Origin of the sequence: Leptospira alexanderi serovar Manhao 3 str. L 60, assembly GCF_000243815.2 — a bacterium.
Taxonomy (GTDB): Bacteria; Spirochaetota; Leptospiria; order Leptospirales; family Leptospiraceae; genus Leptospira; species Leptospira alexanderi.
The window spans coordinates 1-16,702 of the sequence record NZ_AHMT02000009.1 but is presented as its reverse complement, the minus strand read 5'-3'; the positions used below and the strand labels follow the sequence as shown (position 1 = coordinate 16,702).

General features: G+C 38.7%; 6 protein-coding genes, 7 pseudogenes and 1 CRISPR repeat array. Of the genes and pseudogenes, 5 read left to right on the top strand and 8 right to left on the bottom strand.

The genetic code is table 11. The features are described 5' to 3' along the window. Positions 1 to 19: 19 nt before the first annotated feature. Positions 20 to 2,532 (bottom strand): annotated as a pseudogene (gene lon / locus LEP1GSC062_RS02830) (endopeptidase La). A 309-nt stretch (positions 2,533 to 2,841) separates the two neighbouring features. Here lon and LEP1GSC062_RS02825 point away from each other — a divergent pair. Together LEP1GSC062_RS02825 and LEP1GSC062_RS24490 are read left to right on the top strand one after the other, a co-directional pair. Further along, positions 2,842 to 4,260 (top strand): Lcl C-terminal domain-containing protein, encoded by a 1,419-nt coding sequence (locus tag LEP1GSC062_RS02825; protein WP_010579192.1) that lies wholly within the window; start codon positions 2,842 to 2,844, stop codon positions 4,258 to 4,260. A 181-nt stretch (positions 4,261 to 4,441) separates the two neighbouring features. Then, positions 4,442 to 4,662: pseudogene (locus tag LEP1GSC062_RS24490) on the top strand (hypothetical protein); the annotation flags it as partial. 326 nt (positions 4,663 to 4,988) lie between these two features. Then, a CRISPR array of direct repeats spans positions 4,989 to 5,376; the repeat unit is 23 nt; unit sequence CTTTTCCCCACACACGTGGGGTT. Positions 5,377 to 5,667: 291 nt separating this feature from the next. Here the strand turns inward: LEP1GSC062_RS24490 and srp are convergent. The 4 genes and pseudogenes from srp to colA form a co-directional block, all read right to left on the bottom strand. Next, positions 5,668 to 6,396, bottom strand: coding sequence for a sigma factor SigX-regulated lipoprotein (gene srp, locus LEP1GSC062_RS02820; protein ID WP_010579190.1), 729 nt, complete (start codon positions 6,394 to 6,396; stop codon positions 5,668 to 5,670). Between the two features lie 285 nt (positions 6,397 to 6,681). Then, positions 6,682 to 7,074 (bottom strand): annotated as a pseudogene (locus LEP1GSC062_RS02815) (IS110 family transposase); the annotation flags it as partial. 133 nt (positions 7,075 to 7,207) lie between these two features. Beyond that, positions 7,208 to 7,388 (bottom strand): annotated as a pseudogene (locus LEP1GSC062_RS02810) (transposase); the annotation flags it as partial. Between the two features lie 331 nt (positions 7,389 to 7,719). Continuing rightward, positions 7,720 to 10,389, bottom strand: a complete 2,670-nt coding sequence (gene colA, locus LEP1GSC062_RS02805; RefSeq protein WP_078127548.1) for a collagenase ColA — start codon at positions 10,387 to 10,389, stop codon at positions 7,720 to 7,722. Positions 10,390 to 11,302: 913 nt separating this feature from the next. Here colA and LEP1GSC062_RS20885 point away from each other — a divergent pair. Then, positions 11,303 to 11,900: pseudogene (locus LEP1GSC062_RS20885) on the top strand (IS5 family transposase). Positions 11,901 to 11,936: 36 nt separating this feature from the next. Here LEP1GSC062_RS20885 and LEP1GSC062_RS02790 read toward each other — a convergent pair. Then, positions 11,937 to 12,902: an LA_0442/LA_0875 N-terminal domain-containing protein gene (locus LEP1GSC062_RS02790; RefSeq protein WP_039941011.1), complete on the bottom strand. Its 966-nt coding sequence runs from the start codon at positions 12,900 to 12,902 to the stop codon at positions 11,937 to 11,939. A 61-nt stretch (positions 12,903 to 12,963) separates the two neighbouring features. On the opposite strand from LEP1GSC062_RS02790, the gene LEP1GSC062_RS02785 reads away from it, so the two are divergent. Both LEP1GSC062_RS02785 and rsx read left to right on the top strand, forming a co-directional pair. Beyond that, positions 12,964 to 13,506, top strand: coding sequence for an RNA polymerase sigma factor (locus LEP1GSC062_RS02785; protein ID WP_020983385.1), 543 nt, complete (start codon positions 12,964 to 12,966; stop codon positions 13,504 to 13,506). A 34-nt stretch (positions 13,507 to 13,540) separates the two neighbouring features. Beyond that, a pseudogene (gene rsx / locus LEP1GSC062_RS02780) lies at positions 13,541 to 14,568 on the top strand (LIMLP_03685 family anti-sigma factor). A 523-nt stretch (positions 14,569 to 15,091) separates the two neighbouring features. Here rsx and LEP1GSC062_RS02775 read toward each other — a convergent pair. Further along, positions 15,092 to 15,559 (bottom strand): hypothetical protein, encoded by a 468-nt coding sequence (locus LEP1GSC062_RS02775; RefSeq protein WP_010579182.1) that lies wholly within the window; start codon positions 15,557 to 15,559, stop codon positions 15,092 to 15,094. Between the two features lie 743 nt (positions 15,560 to 16,302). Next, a pseudogene (locus tag LEP1GSC062_RS02760) lies at positions 16,303 to 16,614 on the bottom strand (transposase); the annotation flags it as partial. Positions 16,615 to 16,702: the final 88 nt, after the last annotated feature.

Genomic DNA, 16,702 nt, shown 5'->3' with positions numbered 1-16,702 from the left:
ATTTGTATATAATAATATTCTAAAATATATTTGTTTTCTTTTTGAGTCGACCTTCCGCTTTGAAGGAGCTGTTCTTTTTTTTGAAAACCGTCTTTTTTTTCAGAGCCGTTTTTCCTGCCGCAGTTGCGATCAACTTTAAGTTTTCCTTAAAAGAAGGATTTACTTTCAGAAGAACCTTTTCGTCGAACACCATCGCGGCAACTTCCTCATAACGACTCACTGGAAAAAAAGACATTCCTTTTTTCACATAGTCCGGAATTTCTTCTAGATGTTGGAGATTATCTTTTGGATAAATGATTTTATAAATCCCGACCCTTTTTGCCGCCACGATCTTTTCACGTAAACCTCCGATCGCAAGAACTTCCCCCGTAAGAGTAATTTCCCCAGTCATCCCGTAACCCGCCTTCACTTTTGTATTCAAAGCAAGGGAAAGGATCGCGGTCGCCATCGTGATTCCGGCAGAGGGACCGTCTTTCGGAGTCGCCCCGTCCGGAACGTGCAAATGTATCATTCGATCGTTGAACAATTCGTCCTTATTTAAAAAATTTTTAATATAACTCAAGGCGATGTTTGAAGATTCTTCCATCGTTTTTCCGATCATCCCGGTAAGAAGAATTCCTCCCTTTCCTTTTACGAAAAGAGCTTCTATAAGAAGTGTCGCTCCTCCGACAGAAGTCCACGCGAGACCGAGCGCGGTACCGGGAACTGAAGTACGAATCATTCTTTCGTTCGTAAACTTTGGAACTCCTAAAAACGTTTCGAGATCTTTTTCCAGAATAATTTTCGGGAAAGGCTCCTTCTTTACGATTTTCATCGCAATCTTACGAACGAGTTTATCGGTGACCTTTTCCAAACCGCGAACTCCAGATTCTCTCGAATAAGAATCGATCAAAGAGACTACCGCTTTCTTATCGAATTCAATTCCGTAGGAAGTTACCCCGTTTTTCGCAAGAACCTTTTTCCAGAGATATCTCTGAAAAATTTGCACCTTTTCGTCTGTAATATAACCCGAAAGATTAATAATTTCCATCCGATCCAAAAGAATTCTAGAAATAGAATCCAACGTATTGGCGGTCGCGATAAAAAACACATTCGAAATATCGAATGGAAGATCCAAATAATGATCCCTGAAATTCTTATTTTGCTCTGGATCCAAAACTTCCAAAAAAGCGGAAGCCGGATCCCCTTGAATGCCGGTTGCAAGTTTATCGATCTCGTCGAGCAAGATAACACAATCTTTTTCTTTCGTGATCCTAAGAGCAGAAATAATTTTACCGGGCATGGAACCGATGTAGGTTCTTCGATGACCCTTGATTTCGGCTTCGTCCCTCATTCCTCCGACGGAAAACCGAAAAAACTTTCTTCCCATAGCCTCGGCAATGGACCTCGCAATCGATGTTTTCCCTACACCCGGAGGTCCGACTAATAGAAGAATCGTTCCTTTTTCATCGCTCTTCAATTTTTTGACCGCGAGGAACTCCAAGATCCTATCCTTCACGTCCTCAAGTTTATAATGATCTCTGTCCAAGGTTTTTTTGGCCTTATCCAAATCGATTTCTCTAGCGGGTGCAGGCTCCCAAGGGAGGGATTCCAGAATGTCCAGGTAATTTCGGATAACGTTATAATCTCCGGTATTCGGATCCGCATAAGAGAACTTATCCAATTCTCTACTTACTTCCTCGATGACTTCGGTATCCGCGCCGATGGATTTCAGTCGTTCCAGAAATTTTTCGTATTTTTTTCGAACTTATCATCCTTGATCCCGAGTTCGTTTTGTATCGCCTTGAGTTGTTCTCGCAGGAAAAATTGTCTTTGTTGTTTGTCGATTTTGTCTTGGATCTGATCGGAAATTTCTCTTTGGATGGATACGAGCTCGATTTCTTTCTTTAAAAAGAGAAGAACCTTTTCGATTCTCTCCTTAAGAATATTGGATTCGATGACAGATTGATATTCTTCTTTTTCCAGGTTAAGAATAGAACAAACAAAGTCCGCCATTTTTCCAGGCTCGTTTACGTTAAGCATGGTAAGTTTCATTTCTTCCGTAAACAGCGGATTGTTTTGTGCGAGTTCTCTCGTCATGACGAGCAAGGTTCTCATCATTGCTTTGATCGTGTTTTTTGGCGCTCCGGGCTCTTCCTCCGGATAGGAGACCTTGGCGATCAACGGATCTTTACTAGTATAGGAATCAATTTTAAAGCGACGAATCGTATTGATGAGAATATTGACCGCATCGTCGGGTAGATGTACTTTTTTTAATATTTTAGCGACGACGCCGAACTGATAGATGTTTTCGGAAGTTTCCTTTTCATTTTCCTCGTCCTTCAAAAGAACAAGTCCCAAAAAAGAATTTCCCCTGAGAGATTGTTCCACAGCCTTTGCGAACTTACCGTTAGGAACAATTAAAGGTGTGATGATACCCGGAAATACCGGTCGAGATTTAATCGGAACTAAAAAAAGTTCCGACGGTAAAATCAAGTCCAATGGAACAATTGAATTCTCTTCAATCCCAGATAAATCCTCTAAAGGCTCCAAAAGACCTCCTTAAATCTGAAAACATTCCGGAGAACCGGATTTTGTCCAGGTTCTTATACCGGAAGAGATTCTCAAATCAAATCCGATCCATTTTGTGCTGAAAAAACCTCTGCAAAGCTAAGGCCTCATTTGTACTTTTAAATACGGTTTTAGACAACTCTGGATTCCAAACGTATGAAAGTCTCCGTTGATTTCTTCTCGTATACAAAAATTCAGCCAAGCCCGTTTATAGCTTAGCTTATAACTTGATAAGACTTATTCTATGAAACCAATTATAGTTTTCATAACAAAGGAAAAACGGCCTTTTTTATGAATCAAATTTTTGGTTTATTTTGGATATTTGTGGCAACCCTGCTTTTTGTATCTTGCTCCCAAGCCAAGCGGATCAGCATCGATGCTTCCTCTACAACAGGGCTTCTTTTCCAAGGAGGAATAGTCTTAGGGCCCAATAACCAGAGTCAGGGCGATCTCAAAAGCTTCGAGGGGAAAGAAATTAGCTCCTTTAGCTTTCAAGCCTCCAATCATTTTTTTACGACCGACTTTGTCGGAGAAATTTCCGGAACCTTAATTACGGTCCAAGTTCCGTTTGGAGCAATTCATCGTCTAAAGGCGACTTTTATAAGTACCGGAACGAGTGTCGAAGTAAATGGTGTTCCTCAAACAAGCAACCAAACTGTGAACGATTTTTCGTCTCCGGTGATATATAGAGTGACTGCGACCGACAAGAGCGTTAAAGACTATACTGTTCAAGTTATTCCTGTGTTTCGTCTAACGGATGCGGGACAAACCAATTGTTATTTTACCTTCTGCAATGATGATCCTGGCCAGGACGCCGATTATTCAACCGGAGTTCCCAGAACCTTTCAGCCTAATGTTGTTTTGTCTGATTATACCAATCAACCGGTAACGATTGACAGACAAACGGGGCTCACTTGGGAATACTGCGCCGCCGGTCAAAATAGTGCCGTATGTTCGGCATCTAATTATAGTTATACACAATCGAATGCGGTAACCTACTGTAATAATCTGAATCAGATGAATGCGGGTCTCGGATATGCCGGAATTCGCGGCTGGAGACTTCCGGAAATTGAAGAACTGATGACTCTCAGCACGCATAAAACCCCAAGTACAACATACATCGATCTTACGGAGTTTCCGTTTGGGGACGGAGAATTCTGGTCAAACACAACCAATATGTCAAATACCGCCGAAGCCTGGGGATTTGATTTCAGTTACGGATCAAACAACTCTGCGAATAAGTCGTCGAGCAATATGTTTGTTCGTTGTGTATCTGGTGGAACTATACCTGTTCGCAGCTTTTCCGATTTCAACAATGGAACCGTAAAAGACAACCTTACGGGTTTGATTTGGCAAAAATGTTCCGTAGGACAAACCTGGTCGCCCACATCTTCTTTATGTAATATAGGGAGTATAACTTCTCACAATTTCGTTTCGGCTTTAGTTACATGCAGAAATTTGAATTTAGATGGTCGCTCCTGGAGGCTTCCCAATGTGCACGAACTGAGAAGTTTATTGGATTTTTCTTTGACAACGAGTGCAAAAATCAATTGGACCTTTTTTCCGAATACTCCCGCAGTATCGCAATACGCTACGAGTAATTCCATCCCGAATTCAAAGATTTTTAGAGTGAATTTTACGGATGCAGTGATTGGCACCACTAACTTAAGTATTTCTAACTATGTACGTTGCATCAGTGACGGTCCCTGATTCGATTCTACTCCAAAGGGAAATACCGTCCATTTCAGCACAAGTCCACGCTCAAAGGCAGAATCTTGGGCACTGATTATATAGGGATAAGTAGTAACCTCTGACAGAATCTTCGGAACCTGATCAGGATAAAGCCCGTAGGAAGACGGACCTGTAGAATTTTTTCCTTCAGAAGAGAACGGATCCAGAAACCGCAAGATCCTTTCATGACGAAAGGCTTCCTCAGAATCGTATGAAAACGGCGCATTTTATTCTATGTGCGACTTTCATTTCTGCTCAATGAACCTGACTCAGAAATTGCGATCGTCACACAAGTTTAAAATTTATAGATCGAAGGATAAACCTATCGTTGTTTTTTTACAACATTCAATTCATATAATTCCGATATACATAATATTATGATAAACAATTTCTCTCTTTCTAAACAAGTTTGTTCCCAACTCTTTCAAAATGATCGGCCCTCTTTCTTTGGATCCGAAATTCGTTTTCATGACGATTTGTTTCGCGAGATAATAGATTTTGAAGGTTTATCTTTTATGCCCAAGCTAAGTCCAAATCGAAATCAGAAAGAACTTTAAATGATTCCGGTCTTTCAAGGTTTCTTGAAGAGGACAGTTTTTCTTTTACAAACCTAATCGATTTTGTGAACAAAACACAAGATCAGATCATACCTTTAAAAATAAACTCTAAGCTGACATAATATGTAAAATACTATACGAACTTTTAGACTTTTCCCCACACACGTGGGGTTGAACCGACCAAATCGGAAAAATGGGAGCACTAAAGACGCTTTTCCCCACACACGTGGGGTTGAACCGTTTTTATTGGTGTGATGAAGATGGGCGCTTGCTTTTCCCCACACACGTGGGGTTGAACCGGGCACGCGCGCCAGGAAAGCCAGGAGTATCCGCTTTTCCCCACACACGTGGGGTTGAACCGTAGGGCGGCCTAGGTAGTGGCGGCCGGTTAGTCTTTTCCCCACACACGTGGGGTTAAATGAAAGTCCAACCGAAGACTTTCCTGCGGCCTCACCTTTTCCCCACACACGTGGGGTTGAACCGAAATTAGTTGACAGAGTTAAAGAGGGTCTTTCCTTTTCCCCACATGCGTGGGGTTGAATGGAAAACAGAATGGATTTTGATTTAAAACCCTAACCACTGATTCCTAACCACTAACATCTTGAAACCCACACGTGGGGTTAAATGGAAAACAGAATGGATTTTGATTTAAAACCCTAACCACTAATTCCTAACCACTAACATCTTGAAACGCACACGTGGGGTTGAATGGAAAACAGAATGAATTTTGATTTAAAATCCTAACCACTATCCACTAAAACGTGGGAACTCACGTTAATGTATGGGTTCATTTACGCCGCCGAGCCTTTTTCTCTCGGCGGCCCAAAAATCACTTAAGTTTAATCGTAGATTTATAGGTCTGCGAATCTTTTATCTTTTTCTCACCGATCGTCCCGGTGATTTCCACAGTCTCTTCAATCGTGATGGTCACTTTATCAATATCGTCCATATTAGCAAAAGAATACTTTGCATTGTTCGATGTGAAAGTTAGATCGATTTTCGGATATACGAAGCCGTTTACAGTATAGGAATCTGTGCGCATCCTTTGAGTACTATTCATCGTATATTTCATCTCGGTCATTGGGACATTCGGATTCAAATAATTCCCATCCATTACTATCTCGGCGTTTCCATCCAAAGTCACTTCTCCCTCGATCTTAACAAGAGAAGTCCCACCGCTCTGCATCGTAGGCGCCATTTGTTGGCAATTTTCAAACGTCATCTTCGTACCGGTATACTGCATACTAAATCCGTTAGCCGTTTGACTATCGGTATAATCGCCCGACAAAGTCATCTTTCCGCCCGAAGCACAATCCTTAGACTGATTGATTGTAACAAAAGGGGATGCGTTTCCTCTGGAATAAGCCCCTTGTTGTCCAGGATTGTTGTTTGCTCTTAAAAGGCTCAAAGCGGCATATGCCCCGGCAGTTCCCGGATCCTTAGATTGAAGCACCGCCAAGAGAAGCGCATTGTTGAGAGACTTGTCTTCGTTTTTGTTAGCGCAGTTCGAAAAGAACAACGCTAAGAACAATACAACGGCTATTTTTTTTTGAAACATAGTTGAATCCTCCAAATGGTTCAAATATGCTAACGGCCTTCGTTTTTTTTTGTGCCACAAAAAAAGCTGCAGTATGAAAATTAAGTTCGGGATTGAAACATATTTTAGAAAAAAGTGATCCGAAAAAAGATCCGTCCCAGTCGTCGTTAAACGTTTCCTGAAAGATCTCATTTTCGAAATAACTCTATTCGGCCATTTGTAAGGCACAATTCCACGTTAAACGCAATTTTTGAGAACTTCTGCATCGACTATTAATCTTGGCACCATTTTTATACATCCGAGTAGCAAATAATTCATCACTGCTTCCTCCTCTTCGCTGGGAACATGAATCGATTCTAAATCTCCACTTCGTAATAATCTCGCTAACTTGATCGCATCTCTTTTATCCGTTTTGATTTTGTCCGAATTTTGTCTTGGGATCTTGTCGGGTGCGACCAGAATACATTTTACCCCTAACGAATTTAAATATCTGTTAAGCGGGTAGCCGGTTACTCCTGCTTCGTAACAACAATGTATTTCGTTCCATTCCGATTTTAGTTTTTTTACGAATTTTTTAATCTGAACCTCATTATGTTTTATCTGTTGTTCTTTCAATATTTCTTTTGTATTGCTCGTTAAATACGCGATACTGATCGTTTCTTTGTGGACATCCATTCCTACATATACTTTTCTTTTCACTTTAGTTCCTTCTGTTGGTTTTCTTGTTTTGTGGTAAATGCTTCGCATCTAACCCACGGTTTTCAAGCCCAGAAGGGGCACCATCTTGTCTAAGATTCTCTGGACAAAAATTAGCCATATAGTTTTTCTTTCAACGACACCAGATATATTCTTGCGAATTTAACTCCGGAGCATAAGGAGGCAAAAATTCTACTTGAAGCCTTTTCTCATTTGCTTTTATGAGCAGATAAATTATCCCAAACTATTAAAATCTTTTTGCGATTTTCCTTTAGAAGTATCTTTAAAAAATAAATAAGATCCTGGCTTTTACTACTCGGACGCATGAATAAAATACTATGATAAACTATTTCGAAAATTAGAATGTTGGAATCTTCCTCTAAAAAGTCGAGATTTCCCGATTTGACTTAATTTTTGAGAACCGTTGTACTTTTGCAAAACCGACCGCTTATTTTCGAGTATCATTTTCATGCGTCCGAGTAGTAACAGAGCCTGTTATGATCTGAAAGTAGATATGATTTTTTTCAAAAACTTTAATTTCGAGTAATGGTGGGCCAGATCGTATCAAAGAAGGTCGATTATCATATTCAAAAAAAATAATATATACCCAGTCCATCCGAATAGATTGGATGGACTGGACGAAATCATTTAGATATTACAACTCGAAGTTGCGGCTAAATATTTTCTACCGTCCGGTAGATTGATTGTATCAACAGAATTGAAATTACAATCGAGTCTCCTATAAAACGAAGGTCTCATCGTATAGATTTCCGATTTCAATTCGTTCAATTCTTTGTTTAAAAACTCATACATTTCTTCATACGTAGCCGTATTTGGAAACGCAGTAGTAGCGATCGGAGTGTTGCAAGTTGTACCCGATCCGGTGGACGGAGTTGCAAAACAAGTAGAATGTATACCTATTCTTGTATTTTGAAAATCAGATTGACTCCGCTGAGGATGTCTATAAGAAATTCGAGGACGGTACGCTAACGGTCCTTCACAAGAATAGATTGCGACAGGTCGAACAAAATTCGAATATTTGCCAAAACGAATTTCTCCCATTCTACAATTCATATCCTTAAAGTTATTTACACCGGTATTTTCCAACGTAGACATAAGATCGTTAATTCTTGAATTGAAATCGGACCAAGCAGCGCTCCAATCTGGACTAGAAGCTGCATCTCCAAACATCAAACCTCGACAAGAAAAACGACTGTTGAGTCCGAACGCGGCAGTTGTACATTTTGCCTTAAACCCGGTGGTCGTCCTTCTAAAAAAAGATCGAATGACTTTCGGGTCATTGGTAGACAAATTCGCTAAATCCGGAGCGTTCGTAGATGGATCTGTAAGACTGTCTACGATCCCAACTAAGTAGTCTAAATATGCCTGAAACGAAGTATTGAGCCGCGTGTCGTGGGACATTTGAGCAATCAAGGAATCAAACTCCTGAATATTAGAATCACGCAATGTACTAATTAAGTCTCTTAAGGTATCTTTTTTATAGGTATAAAGAAAATTGAAAAAGCTACCAGAGTATCTATAGAATTTGAAATTTCCATAACGCGCCTTTAGGATTTTTGAAATGTCCATCCTAGAAGAACCGTCATTTTTAATTCCAGAAACTAAACTTTTACGTGGAAGAATTTCTCTCGAATTACTACCGGCTAAAAATTCTGCAATTCCTTCTTCAAACCAACTAAGTCTCTCATTGTCATGAGCCGGAGTTTGAGACCATAAGCCTGGAATTATAAATCTACCTACAAGGTAATGAGAATATTCGTGACGCAATAATTCTTCGAGAGTATATATACTTTCCGCAGGAGTACGTTGGAACGTATAGAGTACCTTGTTTCGCTCTATATAAATTCCACCGTTATCCGTAGGGAGATCAAATAAGAAAGGATGAAAAGTTTCGTAATCCTTTCTAGACCCATACACATACATGGAAATGGTGTCGGTCGTATCTCCGGACACGGGAGCGTGAATTCCTATCAGACGGAAAAACTGAGATTCCACTTGTTTGAGAGCGTGATATAGAGGTTGAATTTCATCGATCGATAAAGGTGTATGAACGATTTGCGCTTTATCGTCGAAATAATATGTGTTTGGAAAAACCATCGCTTGTACAACTTTTCTGGTATCGCTCAAACAAATTCGTCCGATTCGTAAATCCGCACAGTCTGAATTTCGAGTCAACGCTTTGATTGCTTGAAGATACGGTTGCGAAACGTATGGATATATTTCTAGAACCTCGGTCAAAGCTGAGGTAATCTCCGGTTTAAAAGTAGGAAAATACTCGTAAATTCTATCCAAACCGAATACCGCATTGTTAATGATCCAGACCTGAGAATCCGTGTTGAAACTTGTATCAATAGCCAATCTTCTCAGTTTATCAATCAATCTAGAATCGATTCTTGTGTGAAATTCATGGAAATGCGGATGAATATGGCGTTTAATTAATGTAAAAGCCGCATCCAAAGCCTCCATCTGAGAATAATTATTTGTTAATCTTTGTGGACCTCTTAAGGTAACTTCAAAGAAAGAGAGGAGACCCGAATAAGCCGCATGTCCAATTCCCGCATTACTCGCCGCTGTAAAGTAGAACTGTAAAACCTTTCCAGCATCGTCAGTCTCATCTAGAAAATGAGCGCTATTTGCAAAAGTCCGTATTGGAGCAATCAAAGCCGCGGAGATCTGATCTTTATCAAATGGAATGGAAGGATGAGAGCTCTTTACATAATACCCGGCCCAAAACATTCTGAATAACTGTATAAAGTTCAAATCATTGTTACCTTTGTACAAAGGAGCAAGAACATTCAGTCGATTGACTACTTCAAGCATGTTCGCTTGCGAATAAATATCATCCGTGTACTGATCGTAATTCCAAACAAACTGATCCACACAATTTATATCATGTGTTTCCAAAAATTTGACGAAGTCTTTCGGTTGTAAACGTGCAACATAACTTCCTGTACAATTTTTAGTTACATTTTGTGCGGTGGTTATGTTTGAAGAAGGGCTGTTAGGCCCGAAAGTCATAACCGACGGAATGAGAATTCTTTTTTCCCCATCTGCGATTCTATCAAAGTCATGTTCGTTTTCCATTTGAATGGATCTAAAACCTATCGGTTCGTCTAACGAACTGACACTTTTTATTACCGATCTCGTCGTAGCTTGTTGTTGTGTGATCTGACCAAACATTGTAACAAACAAGCTAAGATCATTTTTAAAGCCATCATTTCGGCTACTACATCCTAACAAAAAGGTTACGGTTACACTTAACGCTAGAACTATTTTACATTTTATATTCTTTATCATTTTGTTTTCCTTTTCCTTTTTATTTTTTTCCGTAATTAAAATTTTTATCTTTTTATAAAAGAAAAAAATTTTATAAAAAAAATTTACTCAATTCATTCCTTAAATGTTAATTCTAATAATACGTTATGTGACATTGATTATTTATTACGAGCCTTAAGAAATAAATCAGAAATGACATTAAGTTATTTCTAAATTAAAACAAGTTAGTTTCATTTTTATTCGATCAAATTTATTTACAAAAATAACGTTATGCGACATTGATAATAACAATATAATAAAGTACCTAATATTTGACATGGAATCAGTGTTTTGCGGTAAAATTAACGGCACTCTATTTTATAGAGATCAGTAATAGAATAAAAATAATTTTATAGAGGTTATTTTAGAATTTTTCTCAAAAATGATTCAAATATCGCATAACGTATATGTTTTGATTCTGTTAAATTTGGATCTATAGAAAATGAAACGATAAGTTCATAGGTCGTGAAAACTTAAAAGAAATTCGCTCGAAACGTGATACAAGTTCATAGTTGAATAACTTTTGAAAGATCTATTATCGAATTTTTAATACTATAAGCGTATCCGAATAAAGATTTGATATAAAATTCAAATCTTAGACCGTTGCTTTGAATTTTATAGAAGCTTTCCCTTGCGCAAATTCATGTTCAAAAAAATTATCCAAAGGAAGATAACTCAAACTGATCCCTAGAAAAAGTCCGTTCCAAAACCTTCTCGTACTGATTGTCTAAAGAAATAAAACTGACATATGAACTCAAATTTAGAGCGTGTCCCAAAACCTGGCTGTACAGATAGGTTAAAGAAGTAAAACTGACTAATGAAAACAGAATTAGGTCATTTAGAACTTGTCCTAAAACGTATTTGTACTGAAAGGGAAAATTAAAAAATTGCGTTAATGAAAAGAGAATTAGGTGATCTTGATCCCAGAAAAGATATGGAACCGTCTGGAGCCGTTGTTACCCAAGAGAAAGACGAATCCCAAAAAAGGCGGTCGCCCCGAGTAGATATCGAGTTCGAACGGGAGTTCAGTGAAGGTATATACCTCACCCGACGGATCGCTAGAAAAGAGGGATCAGTAAAAGGCATATTCTCGTCGATAGGCGTGGAGCACAATTGTAGCCTTTGTAATCGCTTCTGCTGAAACTCATGATTCTAAATTATTATTTCCTAATTTAGTAAAATTTAGAATATTTCGGAATTACAGGGTCTTGAAGCCGCAGATTATTTCATTAGATAAAGCTTATTCAACTAACGCGATTAAAAGTAAATTAAAAAAGGATAAAATTAAGTATCGAATTCCAAATAAGAAGAACGCTAAAAAACCAGAAAAGATTACTCCCTTAAAACCTTTTAGATGGACTGTCGAACTCACTTTTACTTGGTTTAATACTTTTAGGGGAATAAAAACTTGTTGGGAATTCAAACTCCAAAATTACACCGCATTATTTCAACTCGTATCCGCTCTTATTTTATTTAGGATGTCTCAGAGATAGGTTTTGGGACACGCTCTAAGTCTTTTAAAGAGAAAATCAAAACCGTATGACCACTCCACCCGAAACTTCTTTAATTTCCTTATCCCGAAAGGAAACGTTCAAACTGGGCACGACTTCCCAATTTTCAAACGTATATCCTAAAAAAGCGTCCAAAATTAAAACAAAAACAAAAGCGGAAACATACGCTTGTTTTTGATGTCGATAAACGTCCCTTTCCAATACTTGACCGTCGTTCAGAACGACTTTCGAAGAATTCGAAATGATACTGTATGAAGCGGCAATACTTATCAGATTTCGGTCGTTCGACACGAAGGCAATCAGGTCGAATGGCGTAGGCGATGTACCTGTTTCCGAAGCGGATTTTACAGGACTCAAATATACGTAACTTCTTTCGGCGAGATAAAGTTCCGTAAGTATCAAAAGAAAACCCAATCCTTTTAAAGCATATGAATCGTTTCGAAGCAGTCGGGACCATCCGGGAATCAAGCCCTCCGCAAAAACTAGAATCCCCGATTTTTTGGCTGAGGAAACTTTTTTGTCCAGACTTGTCTCTAAATTGGGAGTCGTTTTGACCACTTCAGGTTTTTCAGTTTGACGCAGCGGAACGATTTCTTCCGAATTCGTTTTAAAATTGGGCGGCTTTTTAATTACTTCAGGTTTTTTAGTTTGATTCGGCGGATAATTAGAGATAAAAACTTTCTGGACTTCCGCAAGAGAAATTCTCTCCACTGTGCCGTTTTTATGTGTGATTTCAAAACCATTGGAAACGGTTTTGACTTCCACATTCACGATTTTTCTCCCATTTTTAAGTAAGATCGATTTCGCGTCCAGATTCGTAAAAAAACAAATCGATACGAAAGATAAAATGTAGAATAATGTTCCATTGAGTTTAGGAGGCGGTGCGCTTGGCTTGACGGAACGCTCCGTAACTTTGCAAATTCTTTCAATGGAAAAATTGAGTTTAAGGTTAAATCGTAAAAATTTTGGATTCGATGGTGGCATTCGATTTTTTTTTGCTTCAGCTTGACACTTTTTTACAAGCCGATTCGTTATTTAATTACAGATGAGCCAAAATTCCGAAAGTCAAATTTTTGATTTTGACGGTTTATATTCGAGAAATTATGAAAAAATCTATCGATTTCTTCTTAGCAAAGGCGCTTCCAAAGAAGAAGCCGAAGAAACTTGTCAGGAAACTTTTATCAAAGTCCTGAACAATTGGGAAAAGTTCGATCCTTCCAAGGGCAATGAAACTTCTTGGATGCTTACGATCGCTAAAAACCAATTCCTGGATTTGATTCGGAAGAAAGGCACATCCGAAAAGAGAGAAGTGGAAGATTCTCATAAAGTTTTAGAATTTATTTCGAAAAAGGAAATAGAATACGAGGAAGATAAGTATCAGTTGGATCTTTTAAACGCAAGTGTGGAAAGTTTACCTCACTTGGAAAAGACTATAATCATGCTGCGTTTTTTAGAAAAATATACGATCAAAGAAACCGCCGAAAAGTTGGGGATATCCACAAGAACGGTAAATCGGAAAACATACGCGTCGCTGACTATCCTACGTAAGAAATTGCAAAATTCGAATTTCGACTTTGAGAGTATATAGGAGATAAAAGATGGAATCAAATCGAAGGTCAAATATGCAAAGAGCCATTGCGAACGAAATGACACGATCGGAACTCGGCCAATTTTTATCCGATTCGAAATCCAAAAAAGAATTTTTCGAGTTGATGAAATTGAAAATTCAAATCGGGTATTTAAACGTCGATCGAAAGAACTTTGACGCATTTCGTTCTCAAGAAAAAAAAGCGACATTCTCTATTTTAGAAATTCGTTTTTGATCGCAGCCTGTGTTCTATTACTTTCGGCTTTGGCCTTCTATTTTAGATTTTTCACTTCGGACAAAAACGAATTCGAAATTATGAAATCCGTGGCGACAGGCCAATGCAACGTTACTATGGATAAGGAAAAAATTGTTCTGAGATCGGGTAAAAATTCCTATTGCGATTATACGATCGCCGGGGATTTGGGATTAACTTTGAGAATTCTACCCGACTCTATATTTTCCGCATCCAAGAAAGGAGACGAAATCAATCTCGATTTAAAATCGGGAACGGCTCTGTTTACTACGATCAAAAAAAAAATATCTCTGAAAGTTCGATCGAAAGTCGAAGACATATCTTCCGAGCTCTTAGGAACGACGCTCGTTCTCATAGCGGATCCGCATTATAAAAAATATCAAATTATAGTATTAGAGGGTGCGATACGAGTCGAGCCGTCCGATTCCACAAAACCGAAAGTGGATGTCTTAACCGGATATTCCGTTCTTAAAGACGAAACTTCGCAAACCGCTTCGCAAGAAATCGAAGTCGTCAAAACGAGCTCGGACGAATTTACGAAATACCAAACCCTTTCCGAGGATTCTAAAAGAACCTTAAACGAAAATTTTACCCATCATAACGAAACAACAAATTCCTTAATTACATCCGATGCTTTGGATAATTCTCACACATTGGTCCCGATCTATCGAATCACTCTCAAAAATAAAAAAGTTTATTCCGGAACGATCGAAGAGACCGATCGCTTTTACCTTCTTGTGGACAAAGAAGGAAATAAGATAGAAATTGAAAAAGAGAATATAATAGAATTGGAAATAGTACAACCGTAACGCGAATATCGCATCCGATCCATGTTTTCCCAATGAAGAGATTTGGGAATTGGCTCTTAGAGTTTGTTCCAAAATCTGAAAGGAAAATCGTGGGAGTTTCCGCATTTTTATGAAACTCGAGCGCCTCTCTCTCTCTCCCTACCTAACCCTATCTACAATTACTTGGATCTGAAGATAAATCTGTCGGAATTACGACAAATCTTCTGCGAAATTTACGCTCCACAACGCGCCCTGTCGAGCGATCCGTGGAGAGCGAGATGCTGAGTTTCCCTCGAGCGACCCATAGGAAGGTGTTTGCTGAGTTCAGGAAGCGTTGTGCCTGAGTTTCCCCTGGTTTTGGGCGGGAGGGATGGAAAAGTTCGGGAGATTTTCCTCTATCAGAAAATCATACTTTTTGCAAGTAAAAAGCATGATTCTTGTCTGAATACTTGAAAAATATCAGTTTTTGATCCTTATGATCTCAAAAGCCTTCTTCATTTGTGGGGTTGGTTATGGCTTCCTACGGGTTATTAAGAACAAGCTCTTAGTATTTAGGCCAGTCGATCGTATCGTCTTTAAAAAGCGGACTGAATCCGAAAAAGATCAATTCGTTCTCTTCGAACTGAAAAACCGCGTTGAGTTTATCGGAGAAGGCGGTCACACCGTGATCTTCGTCGTGGTCGTGACCTTCGTGGTCTTCATCGTCCTCTTCAAAATCGTCCACTCCGTTTTGACTGAGAATTTCACGGACGGTTTCGATGGATTCTCCGATAATCGGTTTTCCAAAAAGCCGAATCGAAGGATTTGAAATCGTAATCGAATACAATCGATCGCCTTCGTCCTTATCGAATTCGTATTCGGATTCCTCCGAAAAATATTCGTAGCCTGTCGAAACGGAACCTTCGTAATCGTAATCGTAGATTTCGTCGGGTTCTCCGAGTTTTGATTTGACTTCGTCCTTGGACATTCCGAAATAAAGACCGTTCAATCCTTTTCCGATTTCTATGTTCACCTTTTCCCCCGAGTTTGAATGTATAATTGGATTTTTTAAACATCCGACGAAATCACAGGCTCTTTGAAACGGCTGTGGCTGACAACCTCTTAAAATTGGTGCGTCTTATTATCCGCGTCGTTCTACAATCCTCGTTGATTTTCCTATTTCTATCCTTTTGTTTTAACAGACAAAAAGATCCCGTTTTCAAAAAGAGTGCGTCCAACAACAGAATGTCCATTTTAGATTTGGACCTCAATTCCACTTCGGCACTTTCATGATTTCAGACTGATACATTACGCATTTGCAAGGTAAAGTCAAAAACATGATCCCGATCAGAACAATTATAAAACCATGTCCGATTATTTTTTCATAACTTCGTTCGGACTCTTCATTCGTTTCCTTTCTTTAAGTGTGATTTATAACGAAGATAAACTTTACTTCGTTGACCATTCTAATTTCTTTTGGTCAAAATAATATTTTAAAATTTTAGAATATTCGAAATCGTTCCTTACTTTTCAAGAAATATTTGCGGGATCGAATTTCCTATTTTGACATCCGATACGTCACGAATTTCTCATCCATACCTTTCACATTGAATACCATCCTGTGAAATACCGGACGTCTCATCTACGATCCAAGAGAAAGTTCCCCAATCTTATCTGAGCTCGATTTCAATTCCACTAAGAGCGTGTCCCAAAACCTGGTTGTACCGATAGTTTAAAGAAATAAACCTGACTACTGATCCCTATAAAAATGAGTACCTAAATACCAGCTTGTCTCCAATAACTATCGAAACTGATTGTATTTGATTTCAATATACCTAAAGTAGATTTAGTTCTTTGAATCAATTGGCTAAGATTCTCCGGACAAAAATTAGCCATATAGTTTTTCTTCCAACGACACCAGATATATTCTTGAGGATTTAACTCCGGAGCATAAGGAGGCAAAAATTCTACTCGAAGCCTTTTCTCATTTGCTTTTAAAAATTCATTCATTGCTTTGCTTTTATGAGCAGATAGATTATCCCAAACTATTAAAATCTTTTTGCGATTTTCCTTTAAAAGCATCTTTACTCATCCCTACATAATGGAGTGTCCAAGATTCCGCGCCTAAACGGGGATTTGTGTTAAAATTGGCGGTACTCCTTTATGTAGAGATCAG